This window comes from Winogradskyella sp., from assembly GCF_003712105.1.
Taxonomy (GTDB): Bacteria; Bacteroidota; Bacteroidia; order Flavobacteriales; family Flavobacteriaceae; genus Winogradskyella.
This window is the reverse complement of record NZ_RHLG01000005.1, coordinates 123,479-139,924: the sequence shown is the minus strand read 5'-3', so window position 1 is coordinate 139,924 and position 16,446 is coordinate 123,479. Positions and strand designations below refer to the sequence as shown.

Here is a 16,446-nt window from a genome sequence, read left to right as displayed (position 1 = left end):
TAGATAAATAGATTAGATTGTATCTTTGAAATCTCGCAACTCGAGACAATAAGTGTCACAAATAAATAAACCTCGGTTATCGAGTGAAAATTACCGAACAAATAAAGCAACCTATTGCCTATGAAATGGAACTTTTTGAGAAAAAGTTCAGGCTTGCTATGTCTAGTAAAGTAGCACTTTTAAATAGGATTACGCACTACATTGTAAATCGTAAGGGCAAACAAATGCGGCCCATGTTTGTTTTTCTCGTTGGTAAAATGCTAAATAATGGCCAGGTCAGCGAACGGACTTATAGAGGCGCCTCGGTAATTGAGTTAATTCACACGGCAACTTTAGTCCATGATGATGTGGTAGATGATAGTAATCGCCGTCGTGGTTTCTTTTCTATCAATGCACTTTGGAAAAATAAAATCGCCGTCCTTATTGGTGATTACCTGTTGTCTAAGGGCTTATTGCTATCTATTGATAATAACGATTTCGATTTGCTCAAAATTATATCTGTAGCTGTAAGAGAAATGAGTGAAGGTGAGCTTTTGCAGATAGAAAAGGCAAGACACTTAGATATTACAGAAGATATTTATTACGATATTATAAGAAAAAAGACCGCAACGCTAATAGCCGCATGTTGTAGTCTTGGTGCTGCATCTGTAAAACCCAATTCACCAGAAGTTGAAAACATGCGTAAGTTTGGCGAACTTATAGGTATGGCGTTTCAAATTAAGGACGATTTGTTCGATTACGGTGAAACCAAAATCGGAAAACCAACAGGTATTGATATCAAGGAGCAAAAAATGACCTTACCATTGATTTATGCTCTTAACAATGCTTCAAAAAAAGAAAAATCTTGGTTAATTAACTCTGTAAAAAATCATAATAAAGACAAAAAGCGTGTTAAAGAGGTTATTGCCTATGTCATAGATAATGGAGGTTTGGTATATGCAGAAGAACAAATGATTTCTTTTCAAAACGAAGCTTTAAAGCTGTTAGAAGCGTATCCAAACTCTGAGTTTAAAGACGCATTAATCTTAATGGTTAACTACGTTATTGAAAGAAAAAAATAATTTTTGTTCTTTATATTCCTCTTATTTTAAGCTAATTACGAATTTTTTAGAAAAAAATAATTTGCTCAGACAACCAAAACTGAAATTTAGTCGTCTTTATAAATAGAAAACGAAACTGAACAGTGAATTGCTAAGAATGAAAGTCATTCAACTTCATAATAACGAAAAGAAGCTAATCGCTAAGGCTATAAAACAAAATCGCGAAGCACAGCATGTGTTATACGAGTTACATTCGCCAAAAATGTTAAGTGTTTGTCGTTATTATATTAAAGATGTTCATCAAGCAGAAGAAGTAATGCTTAATGGGTTTTTTAAGGTTTTTAAATATTTGAAAAACTTTAGGAATGAAGGCAGTTTTGAAGGTTGGATAAGACGTATTATGGTTAGAGAAGCCATATCTTATCTGAGAAGTAAAAAGCAGTTGGAGTTTTCTGTAGATGAAGTAAATTTTAAACAAAATTCTACAGATAGTATAAATTCTAACATCGAAGTAGCTGAAATTCAAAGCCTAATTGATGCACTACCTGAAGGTTATAAAATGGTATTTGTAATGTATGCAATTGAAGGTTATAAGCATAACGAAATTGCTGAAATGTTGAATATCTCTGAAGGCACATCAAAATCGCAATTATTTAAAGCAAGAAAATTACTTCAGCATAAAATAAAAGAATTAAATAAGACCAGTTATGGCACCAATTAAATTTGAAGAGCAAATAAAAGACAAGCTAGAAAAGCGAACGGTATCGCCTTCAACAAATGCTTGGTCTAAACTATCTCACAGATTAGATGCTGATGAGAAGTCTAAGAAGAGAACTGCATTTTGGTGGTTTGGTATTGCAGCAAGTATAGCAGCTTTAGTTTTTTTGTCTATCCTATATTTTGACAAATCAAATAACGAACCGATAAATAATACTTTAGTTGAGGACAAAAATGAAGTCATTACTACTCCTGAAAATGATGTAAATACTATCAATGAAGAAGTAAACGCAACACAAGAAGATGCAGTTGCAATATCTGAAGAGATAAAAACTGACAAATCTATTGAGGAAGTTGAAGATTCGAAATTAAACAACACTAGTAAAAAAGCATACAAAGTACTATTACCATCAAAGCGTAATACTGATGCAGTTGCATCTTTAGAAGAGAAAAGTAGTCCTGCAAATACTGATGAAGTGATTAATAACTCTTCAAGAGATGTAATCAATACACCCGAAATAGAAATTAAAGATATTATTACCGAGCTAGATAAAATAAAATCTCAAAAAGAATACGCTGTTAGTGACAAAGATATTGATTCGCTATTGAAAATAGCCAATCGAGAACTTTTAATGGATAAACAGATTAAAAAAAGAAATACCATTGTAGATGCGGACGCGCTGCTTCAAGACGTTGAAGACGAAATGGGACAATCGTTTAGAACACTGATTTATGAAACATTAAAAGATGGTTACAAACGCGTAAAGACTGTTGTTGCTAAACGTAACGACCAGTAAATCAATCAATCAATAAACCGAACAAACCTTAATCATTAATTAAAAAACAAAACAATGACAACAATTACTAAATATGTTGTAGCACTAATCTTATGCCTATTCGTAACCAGTATTGGTGCACAAGAAACGGAGGATAATACAGTTTCAAAAGATTCTATTAGTACATTAAAAAAAGAGCGAATAGATCGATTAACCAGAGAAAAAGAGAATATTAAAATTCAAGAACGAGAGTTTCTAAAGGCAGATGTTGAGGCTATTAATAGAAGACTCGATAATAAGGAAATTACTCCTGCACAAGCAGAACGTTTAAAAAAGGAAGCAGCAAAAAAACGTGCCGCTAATATCGAAGATCGCCTTGCCATTATAGACAAACGTATTGCTCTATGGGAACGTAACGATTACAATGAAAATCTACAAGAAATAGACATTGAAAAAGTTGAAATAAGTCTTGGGTCTAGAGGTTTCAAGATAGATTGGAGTGGAAAAGGTAATAGCAAGAGACCTCCAAAGTACGACATCAGGACCACTAATAAGATGGTATTTGCTTTTGGTTTTAACAATGCAATAGGTGATGGTCAGGATTTAGATAACACACCATATAAATTAGGCGGTTCTGGCTTTATTGAACTCGGGTGGTTATGGCAAACACGACTGTTTAAGAATTCAAATTTTGTAAGACTTAATTATGGGTTTTCTTTTCAATGGAATAAGTTAGACATAAAAGACAATCAGTATTTTGTACAAAATGGAGACCAAACAACACTTCAAAACTTTCCGCTTAATTTAAAACAAGCGAAGTTTAGAGTTACCAATTTAGTAGTACCAGTGCATTTAGAATTTGGGCCTTCTACCAAGCGTGAATATGATAATAGAATACGCTATTTTGAAGATAATCATTTCAAAGTTGGAATTGGAGGTTATGGAGGTGTACGCTTAGGGTCAATGCAAAAATTAAGATACGATGATGCTGATGGAAATAGAGTAAGAAGTAAAGAAAAGCGAAACTTCAATGCTTCAAATTTTGTTTATGGACTTAGTGGTTACATAGGTTGGGGTGATTGGTCAATCTATGCAAAGTATGATTTAAATCCATTATTTAAAGATCAGGCATTTGATCAGCATAACATCTCACTCGGATTACGATGGGATTTAGATTAAATTAAAAATCAATCAATAATTAATCTCTAATAGCTCTAATCTTATTGATTAGGGCTATTTTGATGCTTTGGCTTTGGGATGACCTCATAAGTATAACTTGCGATATACTTGTCGTCTATTTTTAAATGTAAGTCATAAACACCTGTCTTTTTCATTAAATAAAAAACAATTAGATTTTTATTATCTAAACTTATTTTATCAGGTCTAACAGTTTTACTCTCAGTCCCATTGTCTAATACAAGCTTAATTTGTCTTATATTAATATTGTGTTTAAGACTATATTTAAGGTTTACTGTATAATTCTTATGTATTAAGTTGTATAGTTTATTTGGTGAATCACAACTATTTAATTTGTTGTAAGTAGCGTTGTAGATTATAGGAGCCTCCATAAACTTTTGAAATGTTTTCTCATTTTCAACATTTAAAAACCAGTTTTTGTATAACGGAAAGTGATTTACAAAAAATAATTTTGGTGGTGCAAGAAAGAAACCGTCATTATAATTAAACTTAAACCTACCATTTTTTGAATTTTGAGAGCCAGCGGCCCAAGTTGGATCGCACAAATACCATTTGTTTTCTAAATTGACAGCAATCCAGCTATGATTAGGATCGATTAATTCATCTTCTTCAGTAGTACTAGTTTTACCCCAACCATCTACGATTGTACATTTGATATTTGCTATATCACACAAGGATTTTACAATAAAGGCATAGCCCGAGCAGATGGTACGTTTTTTCTTTAATAGTGTAGCAAAAATTTTCTTTTTAAACTTTTCATTCCATTGCTCAAGTTTCAAACTATCGAGGCGCAATTTTTTACGTTTCCTCTTATTTTTAGCATAAAGCGAATAATCATTTTTTACATTAGTACATACCCAATAGTAAATCGCTCGAAATCGCTCGACATCAGTTTCTAATTCATTAGTAAGGTTAAAGACCAACTCAGGTAAATTATCCAGAGAATTCCCTTTGTACAAGGTTGCTATGCTATCAGCTTTTTTAAAATCAATAGTCTCAAAATCTTCAATTTGTGCAATAGTTTTGTTAAGACATATTAAAGCTAACAACGAGAAAAATAGACGTAAATTCACAGCCCTTAATCTTTTTTACCACGTTTACTTTTATATGGTTTGTCAAGATTTATACTGCTTAAAACTTCTATTGGTGCTTCGGTCAACTTAACATCCAAGAATAAAGAATTGGAACTGATTTTTATAGTTTTGGTGACGTATCCTAAATAGCTAAATACTAGTTTATCTCCAATGGCAACTTTACCAGGAAACGTAAATGAGCCATTCGACTTTGAAACCGTCCCGGTATTAGAGCCATCAATATATATATTAACACCTTCTAGAGGACCTTCTTCACCATTTACAACACCCTTAACTGAAATAGTTTGCTGGTCTGATTGCGCAGACAATGGATTTGATAATAGTGCGGTGAATAGAAATAAGCTTAATACGATAATTGGTTTATAGATAGTTAATTCTCCTAATTTTAAATGTGTCTTCATAATCTACAATTTTAATTTACTCAAAACTAAGAACAAGTTAGTTTAGTATCAACTTAAGATGAGTAATAGTATATTTTTTAGTAGTAAATATAGTGTTTTATTGAGTTAAAACGGATATCAATATAAATGTATTATTAATGCGGATTTATTATAATAAACAGCACATTGCATTTTTTTGATTAAAATCCTTCGTATCTTCATACATATTAAAATGTCTTTAGTCATGAAAGATAATTTAAAAAGGGTCATAGTAGATTTTAAAAAACTGACACCAGAAATATTGGCGCTGCTTGTAGAAAAGTATCCTGATGGTTATGACGATAGTCAGATCATTTCATTTAGAAATATAAAAGATGAGGATATTGAAGCTGTAGAGGTAACCACAGATGATACTAAATATTTAGTCAAGGTAAGTTCAAAATTGGCTTTAACTATGGAGAACTATGATGAGGATGATTATGATGAGTTAGAGACTAGTGATTCTGGTGCAATTGATCCACCAGAAATTACCGAAGATTAAATTTTAATTTTTCTTCGAAGGAAAACTTCCCAGATAAAAGAACTAAATACAATTAAGTATTCTAGGCTAATAACCCATAAGTTTTCAGATTTACTAGCATTACCAATACTTAAATATGCAAGGTAGCTTAATATAATAGCTAAGCTCCATATAACTGGAAATCTATAATTTGTAAATACACACAAAATAAGTGGTGAAGCTATATACCATGGATGTACAGTTGTACTTAAAAACAAATAATACGTAAATACAATTACCATTGAACTGATTAAGATTTTAATAGAATTATTCTTCTTTAAAAACGTATAGCCTAAAGTGATTATAATAACAATTATAGGTAGAATCTTTCCTATATAATATATCTCGTTATAGCCAGTAATTGCATACCCGATTTCTCTAGCTATGTAATATATACTAGCATTGAATTCGAAATTGCTAAACCAAAGACCAATAGTTTCAGCATAATTAGTTACAAATTCCATTGAGAAAAACGGAAGAAATAACGCTACTACTGTTACACCAACCAAAGTATAAAATAGAACTAGATGTGTTCGTTTTTTTAAAGTGGAGGTTTCAATATCTTTTTTATCCAAGAACCACCAAAAAAATAAGGGCAAAAACAATAACGGTATTAGTTTTACAGATATAGAACAGGCAAATATAACTGCAGCCCATTTCCAGTTTCCTTTATGCAACAGGTACAAACTCCAAATAAGGAAAAATAACATGACACCTTCAAAATGAAGATTGCCCGTTAACTCAATAATTATAAATGGATTTAATATGTAAAACCATATATTACTAGAGGGTAATTTTAATCCTTCTAAGAGCTTCTTTCCATAATATAGTGTGCCAATATCAGCAGCAATAATTAATATCCGAAAAGTGATTATAGCTCCAGTAATGCTATCATTAGACAATACCGCCGCAATATAAAAACACAATTGATTTAATGGCGGATAATTAGTAAAATGAGATCCATTTAACTCGCCCATGCCATTGTATAATTCTTGCGCTTGATTTATAGGAAACACTGCTTCATTAATAAAAGACTCAGGTGTGTATAAATAGGGATTAAATCCTTCTAATAGCATACGGCCATCCCAAATAAACCTGTAAAAATCTTGTGACAAATTTGGTGTGGCGACTAGGAAAACTAGTCTAAGTAATATTGAAGCTATTACTAGAAAGCGAAAATTAAAACCTGCGGACTTTTTTAAAATATATGCAAATGCAAAAAGTAATAGGTATAATGAAACAAGCTTTAAAGCCTCAGTTCTAACTAAATTATATGCGAATATTGCATATAAGATGATGCTTGCCAATACACAAAAAAGAGGTGTTTTACGATATTTGAATAAGGCAGTGTTTAATACCATATACCAAATATAGATATAATGAAATTAGGCTTTAGAACCTAAAGATTTAAAGAAAACATAACCAAACCCGATAAATAACATTAAGTGAAATGGGAATAATCCAAAATCGCCACCTTGGTCACCAACGATAAAAGCACTGTAAAGTCCGAAGCCAAAGTAAAACATAAGTGCACCTTCAATCACCACATGAGGAGATACCTTTTTTCTAAGATATTTATTGCCTTTCCAAGAGTCTTTTAGCGTACTAATATTAAACTTAGGTGTTCTAACAAATTCACTTCTTTTTCCGATATGGCCTTCTAAAACTGCTATGGAATTATGTAGCGAAAATCCCATTGCTATTGAGAAGAAGGTAAAAAACATACCTATATAACTGAAGAATTTTTTGAAGCCACTGCCATAAATGTTTTTGTACATAAACCAATAGCACACAAAGAAGATAATAGTACTTGTTACAAAAAAACTCATAACGTAAAAATAGTTACGCAAGTGAGCGTATTCATTTTTTATATAAAGCATTGGAATACTCAAAATAGCTACTGTAAAAATGCTTAAAAACATGGTGCTATTTAATAAATGTAATAACCCATGAATTTTGGTTTTAGCCGAGATGTTTTTCGATTTTATAACACGCCATAGCATTTTTCTAAAGTTCTCCGCTCCACCTTTATTCCAGCGGAATTGTTGAGAACGGGCCGCACTAATTACAACAGGAAGCTCTGCAGGAGTTTCGACATTTTCAAGATATTTAAATTCCCAATTTTTTAATTGCGCTCTATAGCTTAAATCCAAATCTTCGGTAAGTGTATCACCTTCCCAATTACCAGCATCTATAATACACTCTTTTCGCCAAACACCGGCAGTACCGTTAAAGTTTATAAAATGACCTTTACTGTTTCGTCCTACTTGTTCTAAGGTAAAATGGGCATCTAGCGCAAATGCTTGTATGCGTGTAAGCAAAGAGTAATTTCTGTTGATATGTCCCCAACGTGTCTGAACAACACCTATTTTTTCATTTTTAAAATAAGGAATAGTACGTTGTAACCAGTTTGGTTGTGGTAAAAAATCCGCATCAAAAATGGCAATGAATTCTCCTTTTGCTACTTCCAAACCTTCTTTAAGTGCACCGGCTTTAAATCCTTTACGGTCTGTTCTTGTAATATGAACTATATCAAGCCCTGTTTTTGCTATTTTTTCGACATGCTTTTTTGTGCTTACTACAGTTTCGTCAGTAGAATCATCAAGTACTTGAATTTCAAGCTTATCTTTTGGGTAATCTATTAATGCAATGTTATCAAGAAGCCGATCCATAACATACATTTCATTAAAAACAGGTAACTGAATAGTAACGTATGGAACCTCTTCTGGGTTAGATAAATCAAAGGTTTTGCAGTTGTCTTGTTTCTTTTTAGAAGATAAATAATTGTACAACAGATTAAGCTGTGCTAAAGCATACATAAAAATGAGTACGATAGCTATAGTGTATACTACAATTATTATAGATTCTATGATCATTTTTTAAAGCTATATTTAAAAATCCACCAAAGGATTTTAATGCCTGCAAATATAGCACCTTTTATCGTTCCTGAAACTTTTGAGACCCCAATTCTGTTTCTATAGTTTACAGGGATTTCTCGATAGCTATATTTCTTCTTAAGTGCTTTAAGTTGCATTTCTACGGTCCAACCGTAGGTTTTGTCTTCCATTTCGAGCAAAAGGAGTTTATCATAGTTAATTGCTCTAAATGGACCTAAATCTGTAAAAGTAGATCTAAAAAACAGTCGCATTAAACTTGTGGCTAACCAATTCCCAAATATTTGTGGTCCAGTCATGCTTCCTGCTTCTCTTAGCTCTTTAGTTCTAGCACCAATGACAAAATCAATATTATCATCTATAATCGGAGCAACAATTTTGGTTAATTCTTCAGGGTAATCACTATAATCTCCATCTAAAAACACGATGATATCTGGAGTTTGTGTTTGCTCAGCAATGTAGTCCATTCCTTTGAGGCAAGCATAACCATATCCTCGTCTGTTTTCTTTTAGAACTGTAGCTCCAGCGTTCTTTGCATTTTTCTCGGTATCGTCAGAAGAATTATTACTTACTACAATAACCTCGTCTACAATTTCTGGAATGTCTTTAATTACATTTGCAATAGAATCCGCTTCGTTATAAGCTGGGATAATGACTTTTATACTTAGAAGTGGCTCAGCACTGGTTGGTGTCATTGAAGGTCTCTTAATCGATTTTCTTTTTTGAAGGACTTAAAATCTGTCCACTGTTTAATCTTTTTCCCAAGAGCGTATTTTACAGCTGATGTCAATTTTTCATTTTCGTACATTAAGCAATAGCCATTTTTTTGACCATCTTTTAATTGGCACTTATGGTTTACTAAACCATTTTCATCATAAAAAATCCACCACTTTATCTTTTTTCCATTTTTAAAATGCCCTTCACTTTCCACTCCACCATTTATTCTATAGAACTTCCAAAACTTTGATCGTTCTCCATAAAGGTAATGACCTTCTGATTTTAAGTTACCATTAGCGTAATAATTACGCCAATACTTTACTTTTTTACCGTTAGATATCCAACCACAGGATTCTAAAGTGCCATTTTCAAAATAGTTTTTTTGATAATGTTCTTGCGAAAACGCAAAAGTACAAATAAGACAGAAGATAATTATAAGACGCATTACTTTTGATTTACAAGTTTCATTAGGTCAACATCGTTACCTAACAAAACTTCAGTCGGATTAATACGTCCTTCCATACCATCATTTTCTAATTTTAACACTCCTCTTGGACAAACTGCAGAGCAAATTCCACACCCAACGCAACTTGAACGTACTATATTTTCACCTTTTTGAGCATAATGTCTTACATCAATTCCCATTTCGCAACTGTTAGAGCAATTTCCGCAAGAGATACATTGTCCGCCATTAGTTGTAATTCTGAACTTTGAAAATAAGCGTTGTTGAAAACCGAGAATACCAGCCATTGGGCAGCCAAATCGACACCAAGCTCTACTTCCTAAAATTGGATAAAAACCTGTGCCAATTACCCCAGAAAATATAGAGCCTATATAGAATCCGTAAGCAGATTTAAGCTTGTATGATTTTATAAAGAATATTTCTTCAGTAGTACCAGTATAAAACAATAACACTAATGCTGCTATAACTACGAAATATCCGATGGCACCATATTTAGCGTCTTTACCAAGCTCATTTCTTTTAAAAACCATAACGCCAACAAATAAAATTGTTAGGAATATGCCAATTCCTATAAGAAAAGCTTCGTTACTTAGCCAATATTCTATAAAGCGTTTGTTTCCTTCTTCTCCTGTCCAAAAGCCTCCAGCTTTTAAATAAGAACTCACAACTGCAACAGTCATTATTACTGAAAAAACTAATACAGTATGAATTAACCATCGTTCTAATTTCCATGCCGATTGTTTTTTTGAAGATAAATGTCTAAATGGGTCACCAACTGTTTCGGCTAATCCACCACAACCACATACCCAAGAACAATACCAGCGCTTACCATATTTGTAAGTTAAAATAGGAGAAATAACAAAGATTGAAAGTACACCGAAAATCAACATTATAAGTCCTAAGTTCCCAGTAGTTAAGAAGCCTTCAATCCTATATTGTTCAAAATTATAGTAACTGAGTGGCCACATATTTTTTAGATCGTAATATGGGATACCACTGTTTAGCCTATACATAAATTCTGGAATTAAAAATGCAAAAGCTAATTGAAAGAACATAACTGAAACAGTTCTTAATTGCTGGTAGCGATTGTGCCTATATTTTAAAATAAATTTATATCCAAAGGCTAATATCGCTACAGTATAAAGTGTACCGTAAACAAACCATTGACTGGCGTTTCGTCCGCTTAATAATTGACTTAATGGATCAAAAAGGCGTATTAATCCGGTGTTACTTCCATCAGTTCCTTGTCCTAATCCCAGATATTCGGCAAAAAAGTAAAGAACGATGTAAAAAGCTGTTAAAATAACCCCTAAAATCCATCCCCAAATTCCTCTTGAAGAAACTGATTTAAACCATTGCCCATCATTTTTAATGCCTTCTAATTTATTTAGATAAGCATCTCTGGAATATAAGATAGTACCAACGACAATTAAGCCTAAAGCGAGTGTTAGGAATAAACCTTTATTTGGGAAATTAACATTGAAAAGTGCTAAAGTCAGTATAAATAATCCAACTATTCCAAGGGCTAAAGCAATTTTTTGTTTTGTTGTTATGTTTAAAGCGTCAGGTCTTGCTAAAGACATACTGTGGTTTAATTTATTGCTCATAATTATGCGGTTTGTAGTTGGTTTTTGTAGGCGGTTAAAATATCTTTTTCGAATCTTGAATAGAACTCAGGGTCGAAGTTGGCTTCAGACAGATTGTGCATTACATAATCTACATCACGTTTTTCAGTAAGCCATTTATCAAAAGTTTCATGTCGCATTCTAATACCAAAAGTATTAATACCTAAAAACGCATTAGTGTTCTTGTTGTATGCCACTGTGATACATTTGGTGTCGTCATCATGCCTCCAATGAAAGTGCTGTTCAAAATCTTTTTTACCTCTTTCACTAAATACCCAACCATAAGTTTGGTACTCGATATCCATAAACTTAGCGGAGTTAAACCAATGACCAGGCTTATATTCAATACGATTGCCACAAAGGGTTTGCGCTAAGGTTTCTCCCATCATACGACCTGTATACCATACGGCTTCAATTGGGCGTCTGTTGCCAATAGCTTCATGCTGTTCTGCGCAATCTCCAATAGCGTAGACATCTTGGATGTTAGTTTCTAAAAAGCGATTAACTTTTACACCGCGTCCTAGTTCTATATCAGAATCTTTTAAGAAATCGACATTTGGCGAAACACCAGCAGTTAATCCAACAACATCGCATGCAATTTCTTCTCCTGTTTCTTCTATAATTATTGATTTTACCTTCCCGTTTTCGTCAGATTTAATTTCTTTCAAATTTGAAGAAAGTCGTAAATCTATATGATGGTTTTTAATATGTCTACTAATCATTCCGCTTTCACCTTCAGGTAAAACGCCATTCCAAAAATTAGATTCGCGAACTAAAAATGTAACTGGGATACTTCGACTATTAAGCATCTCTGCTAATTCGATCCCAATTAAACCACCGCCAACGATTACTGCATGTTTACATACTTGGTTGTTTGGTGCGTACTTTTCGAGATTATCTAAATCTTGTTTGTGATACATACCCATAACACCATCTAAGTCTTGACCTGGCCAGCCAAACTTATTAGGCTTACTTCCTGTTGCTATAATCAATTTATCATATTGTAAAGAACCGCCATTATCAAAGTATAATGTCTTAGACTTCGTTTCTACATTTTTGACATAAGCCTTAACGAGATCAATTCGGTTTTTGTCCCAAAACCAATTTTCGTAGGGTTGTGTATGTTCAAATTTCATATGCCCCATGTAGACATACATGAGCGCTGTTCGAGAGAAAAAATAGTCGGTCTCGGCTGAGATAATGGTTATTTTTTTGTCTGATAGTTTTCTTACATGTCTTGCAAGGGTAACTCCAGAAATACCATTACCAATAATTACAATGTGTTCCATTTTTACTTAAGAGAAATTGGTTGGGTTATGATTGTTAGTGGTTACTGAGTCGCATTTAAAGATAATAACTTAACCTATGAAATTAATTTAGAATTGGTTTAAATTAATCATTTTCTGTAAGGCTTTTGTTAAAAAATCGACAGGCAAAAACTTTTGAAACCCGCTGTAAGACCTGAGTTTTTTGCACGACAGAAGTGCCATAAAAAATAATTTTAATTAACAAAAAGTCATGAAATCATATATTATCACAGTGCTCTTTTTTATGTCAACAATAGTAAGTGCACAAAGTCTTGAAGACTATTTTTCTAAAACAGACGCCTTCTTATCTAAGAATGTAAAAAATGGATTAGTAGATTATAAAGGGATACATAGTAATCCTTCAGACCTTAATGAAATTTTAGATTTAGCATCTGCAATTTCTGTGAATGAATCCGATGCAAATAATTACCAAGCCTTTTGGATTAATGCTTACAATTTATCGGTAATAAAAGGTGTTGTGGATAATTACCCAACAAAATCTCCTTTAGATAATGCAGGTTTTTTCGATAAAACAAAGCATAGCATTGGTGGAAAAAAGATAACACTTAATGATATTGAACATAAATTATTGAGAGCTAAATTTAATGATGCACGTTTTCATTTTGTTTTAGTTTGTGGCGCAATTGGATGCCCACCATTAATTAATAAGGCATACTTACCAAGTACATTAAATACTCAATTAGATACACAGACAAAGATTGCCTTAAACGGAAACTTTCTTCAAATAAATTCAAAAAAGAAAAGTATAAAAGGGTCCGAAATATTAAAGTGGTACAAAGAAGATTTTACAATGAATGGTACATCTGAAATTGATTATATCAACACGTTTAGAAACGAAAAAATACCGGCAGATTATAAGCTGAGCTATTTCTCATACAATTGGAAATTAAACAAACAATAACAAACCAAAATAATAACAGGTTTTCTATACATCGAAAACATAATAATAACAACAATGAAAAAACTAACAACCTTACTCTTTATAGTATTAATTGCCTTTAATGGATTTTCTCAAGAAGAAGATCAGGAAGAAAAAAGTGTAATTCAAGAATACACACCTTCTATATTACTTAAAAAAGGACAATGGGACATTAAATGGTTTAATAACTTATATACCGAAACACGAGCAACTTTTAATGGGAATGAAGCTGATATACCAAGAAACACGTTTTTTACATCCACATTAGATATTTTTACTGGAATTTCTGAAAGCAATAGAGTTAATATTGGGTTATTACTTGAGTTTAGATCTAATGTTGTTGGTGGAAGAAATGCACTAGATGTGTTTTCTTTTGATGGAGAATTTGGTTCAGCACGTTCAGGATTTACATCTATTGCACCAGCAATTAAGTTTAATCCAATTAAGAGTGTATCGAATTTTACCATTCAAACAGCATTACAAATTCCTTTGGTTGATAATGAAAGTGAAGATTTTATTTTTGATCAAAATGGGAATCAACTTAATAATGGTGTATTCTTAGACCAAAACGGATTTATATTACAAAATCGCTTTTTCTACGATTATAGTTTTGGAAATGGAGATTGGCAATTATTTACGGAGTTAAACACTGAGTATAATTTTGGAGATGATAACGATAGTTTTGCTAATGATAGTTTGCGGTTAACACCAGGGTTATTTTTAAGTTATTTCCCAAGCTCGAAGTTTACTGTTTTAGCTTTAGTTCAACACTCTCAGTTAATTGATATTAATAATGATTTTTCTCAAGATTTTACTGCAGTAGGTGGAGGATTTAAGTACCAATTAACTAAAGAGTTAAATGTAGAAACTCTATATACAAACTTTGTAAGAGGAAACGATACAGGACTTGGACAAACTTTTAATATAGGTTTAAGAGCTTTATTCTAGGTTTTCTATAAATTGGACACTTAAAAATCTCAAAAAATGAAAATTTTTAAGTGTCTTTTTTTAGTGGTGTTTTTATCGTCATGCGTAGGTCAAGAAAATAAAATTAATGGTGTAAGTTTTGTAGCTGCACCTGATGCTGTAACCAGTTCTAATGTAAAACCAGTAGTAGCGATACACGCAAATTATGCCACGGTAATGCCCTTTGGCTTTATTAGAAATTTAGAGCATCCAGATATTATACACAATACAGAGCGCCAGTGGTTTGGAGAGACACGAGATGGTACTAAACAATATATCGAAGAGCTTCGTAAGGCGAGTATCAAAATTATGATAAAGCCTCAAATATGGGTTTGGCGAGGTGAGTTTACTGGTAATATAAAGATGACGTCAGAGGAATCTTGGAAAAATCTTGAAGCATCGTATACTAGTTTTATTATGGAATATGCCGAATTGGCAAATGAAGTAAATGCGGAACTCTTTTGTATAGGCACTGAACTAGAACTTTTTGTTAAGCATAGACCTCAATATTGGACAAAACTTATTAAAAACATAAAGACTAAATATAAAGGTAAGCTGACCTATGCTGCGAACTGGAATGAATACGAAAAGACTCCGTTTTGGGGACAGTTAGATTATATAGGAATTGATGCATATTTTCCTGTAAGTGATAAAAAAACACCCTCAGTTGAAGATTGCATAAACGGATGGCAAAAACATAAAAAAATTATAGCGGGCTTATCTGACAAAGTTAAAAAGCCTGTTTTGTTTGCGGAGTTTGGATACAGAAGTGTTGACTATACTGGGAAAGAACCTTGGCGATACGACAGAAATATTGGCGAAGTAAATTTACAAGCACAGGTTAATGCCACAAAAGCTTTGTTCGATGTGTTTTGGAATGAAGATTGGTTTGCTGGTGGATTTGTTTGGAAATGGTTTATAAAGCATGACAAATCTGGTGGAAAAGATAATAGAATGTTTACGCCGCAAAACAAACCTGTGGAGAATACAATAAAAGAACATTATAAATCATTTAATGAATAAATTTAAAACTATTATTGTTGCATTATTAGTGATTTCATGTGCATCGGATGATAGAGAAACTATTATAATCAATAATACTAATTTACTTTCTGAGGATTTAGAAAATCGATCCATAGAACTGAATAGTGTTATTGCATGTGCTGCTAGCGATAGCCAGAATTCAAATGTTGTAGAGATCTATTTTTATTCTGAAGAAGGCGCTTCAAATTTTAAGTTATATGAAACTAACTCTGTGACAGTAGATTCTGGTAATTTTTCAAATTACAGGTTTGTAGACTTGGAAACTTCCCCTTTTTTTAATGGATTTTTAGATAGGTTTATTAGATCTTCAGCATCAGAACAATGGATTATAGTTACCTACGAATTAGATGGAGAAATTAAGATTTCTCAACCTATTAGGACTAAGAACGTATCGCAGCCAACTACTTATTCTAATAATGTTGCAATAAACCAGGATATAACTACAATGCCAATTTTTAATTGGGACATTAATTCAGACGTTGATAATGCTATTTTTTTCCAAGTTATGTCAACCCTAGATAATGGCGTATTATCTGGAACTTACACACTAGAAAATCAATTTCAGTATTACAACACTTCTAACGTGGTATTAAATATTACAGAACAGATACCACCGGCATTAACATCTGGGATTCCATATAAATTTACAGTAATGGATGTTAGCAGTGACAACTGGGTTAATGCAATTTTTACATTAGATTTTATTGCAGAATAAGAATTTGCACTT

At 32.5% G+C, this 16,446-nt stretch carries 17 protein-coding genes; 9 read left to right on the top strand and 8 right to left on the bottom strand.

Going from position 1 to position 16,446, the window contains the following annotated elements; all coding sequences use genetic code 11:
• Positions 1-83: 83 nt before the first annotated feature.
• The 4 genes from ED556_RS12045 to ED556_RS12030 all read left to right on the top strand — a co-directional run bounded on the left by ED556_RS12045 (position 84) and on the right by ED556_RS12030 (position 3,712).
• Positions 84-1,061, top strand: coding sequence for a polyprenyl synthetase family protein (locus tag ED556_RS12045; RefSeq protein ID WP_296324115.1), 978 nt, complete (start codon positions 84-86; stop codon positions 1,059-1,061).
• A gap of 136 nt (positions 1,062-1,197) precedes the next feature.
• Positions 1,198-1,761, top strand: coding sequence for an RNA polymerase sigma factor (locus ED556_RS12040; RefSeq protein WP_296324113.1), 564 nt, complete (start codon positions 1,198-1,200; stop codon positions 1,759-1,761).
• Complete coding sequence (locus tag ED556_RS12035; RefSeq protein WP_296324110.1) at positions 1,748-2,554, top strand: hypothetical protein; 807 nt, start codon at positions 1,748-1,750, stop codon at positions 2,552-2,554. Before ED556_RS12040 ends, ED556_RS12035 begins: the two co-directional genes overlap by 14 nt.
• A gap of 54 nt (positions 2,555-2,608) precedes the next feature.
• Complete coding sequence (locus ED556_RS12030; protein ID WP_296324108.1) at positions 2,609-3,712, top strand: hypothetical protein; 1,104 nt, start codon at positions 2,609-2,611, stop codon at positions 3,710-3,712.
• A 41-nt stretch (positions 3,713-3,753) separates the two neighbouring features.
• Here the strand turns inward: ED556_RS12030 and ED556_RS12025 are convergent, their stop codons facing one another.
• Together ED556_RS12025 and ED556_RS12020 are read right to left on the bottom strand one after the other, a co-directional pair.
• Complete coding sequence (locus ED556_RS12025) at positions 3,754-4,803, bottom strand: hypothetical protein (RefSeq protein WP_296324104.1); 1,050 nt, start codon at positions 4,801-4,803, stop codon at positions 3,754-3,756.
• 5 nt (positions 4,804-4,808) lie between these two features.
• Positions 4,809-5,225 (bottom strand): carboxypeptidase-like regulatory domain-containing protein, encoded by a 417-nt coding sequence (locus tag ED556_RS12020; RefSeq protein ID WP_296324101.1) that lies wholly within the window; start codon positions 5,223-5,225, stop codon positions 4,809-4,811.
• Positions 5,226-5,448: 223 nt separating this feature from the next.
• Here ED556_RS12020 and ED556_RS12015 point away from each other — a divergent pair, with 223 nt between their 5' ends.
• On the top strand, positions 5,449-5,745 hold the full coding sequence (locus ED556_RS12015) for a hypothetical protein (protein ID WP_296324098.1): 297 nt from the start codon (positions 5,449-5,451) through the stop codon (positions 5,743-5,745).
• Here ED556_RS12015 and ED556_RS12010 read toward each other — a convergent pair.
• Genes ED556_RS12010 through ED556_RS11985 form a run of 6 tightly spaced genes read right to left on the bottom strand, consistent with a single transcriptional unit; the run spans position 5,742 to position 12,751 of the window.
• Complete coding sequence (locus tag ED556_RS12010; protein ID WP_296324096.1) at positions 5,742-7,124, bottom strand: glycosyltransferase 87 family protein; 1,383 nt, start codon at positions 7,122-7,124, stop codon at positions 5,742-5,744. The two genes, ED556_RS12015 and ED556_RS12010, sit on opposite strands and share 4 nt — an antisense overlap.
• Before the next feature lie 24 nt (positions 7,125-7,148).
• A complete protein-coding gene (locus tag ED556_RS12005) occupies positions 7,149-8,639 on the bottom strand; it encodes a cellulose synthase family protein (RefSeq protein WP_296324093.1) in 1,491 nt (496 codons plus the stop codon).
• A complete protein-coding gene (locus ED556_RS12000; RefSeq protein WP_296324090.1) occupies positions 8,636-9,352 on the bottom strand; it encodes a glycosyltransferase family 2 protein in 717 nt (238 codons plus the stop codon). Before ED556_RS12000 ends, ED556_RS12005 begins: the two co-directional genes overlap by 4 nt.
• The gene (locus ED556_RS11995; protein ID WP_296324087.1) at positions 9,349-9,819 is read right to left on the bottom strand and encodes a hypothetical protein; all 471 of its coding nucleotides are present in this window, start codon (positions 9,817-9,819) and stop codon (positions 9,349-9,351) included. Before ED556_RS11995 ends, ED556_RS12000 begins: the two co-directional genes overlap by 4 nt.
• Positions 9,819-11,444 carry a 4Fe-4S dicluster domain-containing protein gene (locus ED556_RS11990; RefSeq protein WP_296324085.1) on the bottom strand — a complete coding sequence of 542 codons (1,626 nt, stop codon included), beginning with the start codon at positions 11,442-11,444 and terminating at the stop codon, positions 9,819-9,821. The genes ED556_RS11995 and ED556_RS11990 overlap by 1 nt, the downstream gene beginning before the upstream one ends.
• 2 nt (positions 11,445-11,446) lie before the next feature.
• Positions 11,447-12,751 carry an FAD/NAD(P)-binding oxidoreductase gene (locus tag ED556_RS11985; RefSeq protein ID WP_296324082.1) on the bottom strand — a complete coding sequence of 435 codons (1,305 nt, stop codon included), beginning with the start codon at positions 12,749-12,751 and terminating at the stop codon, positions 11,447-11,449.
• A gap of 229 nt (positions 12,752-12,980) precedes the next feature.
• Here ED556_RS11985 and ED556_RS11980 point away from each other — a divergent pair, with 229 nt between their 5' ends.
• The 4 genes from ED556_RS11980 to ED556_RS11965 are packed head-to-tail and all read left to right on the top strand — an operon-like array spanning position 12,981 to position 16,434.
• Entirely contained in the window at positions 12,981-13,691 is a 711-nt protein-coding gene (locus ED556_RS11980; RefSeq protein ID WP_296324079.1) for a DUF547 domain-containing protein, read from the top strand.
• A gap of 54 nt (positions 13,692-13,745) precedes the next feature.
• Positions 13,746-14,657: a hypothetical protein gene (locus ED556_RS11975; protein ID WP_296324077.1), complete on the top strand. Its 912-nt coding sequence runs from the start codon at positions 13,746-13,748 to the stop codon at positions 14,655-14,657.
• Positions 14,658-14,693: 36 nt separating this feature from the next.
• Positions 14,694-15,698 carry a glycoside hydrolase gene (locus tag ED556_RS11970; RefSeq protein ID WP_296324074.1) on the top strand — a complete coding sequence of 335 codons (1,005 nt, stop codon included), beginning with the start codon at positions 14,694-14,696 and terminating at the stop codon, positions 15,696-15,698.
• A complete protein-coding gene (locus ED556_RS11965) occupies positions 15,691-16,434 on the top strand; it encodes a hypothetical protein (protein ID WP_296324071.1) in 744 nt (247 codons plus the stop codon). Before ED556_RS11970 ends, ED556_RS11965 begins: the two co-directional genes overlap by 8 nt.
• Positions 16,435-16,446: the final 12 nt, after the last annotated feature.

What these genes read in the sequence shown, in the direction of transcription:
- ED556_RS12015 (WP_296324098.1), top strand. Translation starts at nt 5,449, where the DNA reads ATGAAAGATAATTTAAAAAGGGTCATAGTAGATTTTAAAAAACTGACA.
- ED556_RS11990 (WP_296324085.1), bottom strand. Translation starts at nt 11,444, where the DNA reads ATGAGCAATAAATTAAACCACAGTATGTCTTTAGCAAGACCTGACGCT.
- ED556_RS12035 (WP_296324110.1), top strand. Translation starts at nt 1,748, where the DNA reads ATGGCACCAATTAAATTTGAAGAGCAAATAAAAGACAAGCTAGAAAAG.
- ED556_RS11985 (WP_296324082.1), bottom strand. Translation starts at nt 12,751, where the DNA reads ATGGAACACATTGTAATTATTGGTAATGGTATTTCTGGAGTTACCCTT.
- ED556_RS11980 (WP_296324079.1), top strand. Translation starts at nt 12,981, where the DNA reads ATGAAATCATATATTATCACAGTGCTCTTTTTTATGTCAACAATAGTA.
- ED556_RS11975 (WP_296324077.1), top strand. Translation starts at nt 13,746, where the DNA reads ATGAAAAAACTAACAACCTTACTCTTTATAGTATTAATTGCCTTTAAT.
- ED556_RS12040 (WP_296324113.1), top strand. Translation starts at nt 1,198, where the DNA reads ATGAAAGTCATTCAACTTCATAATAACGAAAAGAAGCTAATCGCTAAG.
- ED556_RS12030 (WP_296324108.1), top strand. Translation starts at nt 2,609, where the DNA reads ATGACAACAATTACTAAATATGTTGTAGCACTAATCTTATGCCTATTC.
- ED556_RS12010 (WP_296324096.1), bottom strand. Translation starts at nt 7,124, where the DNA reads ATGGTATTAAACACTGCCTTATTCAAATATCGTAAAACACCTCTTTTT.
- ED556_RS11995 (WP_296324087.1), bottom strand. Translation starts at nt 9,819, where the DNA reads ATGCGTCTTATAATTATCTTCTGTCTTATTTGTACTTTTGCGTTTTCG.
- ED556_RS11970 (WP_296324074.1), top strand. Translation starts at nt 14,694, where the DNA reads ATGAAAATTTTTAAGTGTCTTTTTTTAGTGGTGTTTTTATCGTCATGC.
- ED556_RS12000 (WP_296324090.1), bottom strand. Translation starts at nt 9,352, where the DNA reads ATGACACCAACCAGTGCTGAGCCACTTCTAAGTATAAAAGTCATTATC.
- ED556_RS12020 (WP_296324101.1), bottom strand. Translation starts at nt 5,225, where the DNA reads ATGAAGACACATTTAAAATTAGGAGAATTAACTATCTATAAACCAATT.
- ED556_RS11965 (WP_296324071.1), top strand. Translation starts at nt 15,691, where the DNA reads ATGAATAAATTTAAAACTATTATTGTTGCATTATTAGTGATTTCATGT.
- ED556_RS12005 (WP_296324093.1), bottom strand. Translation starts at nt 8,639, where the DNA reads ATGATCATAGAATCTATAATAATTGTAGTATACACTATAGCTATCGTA.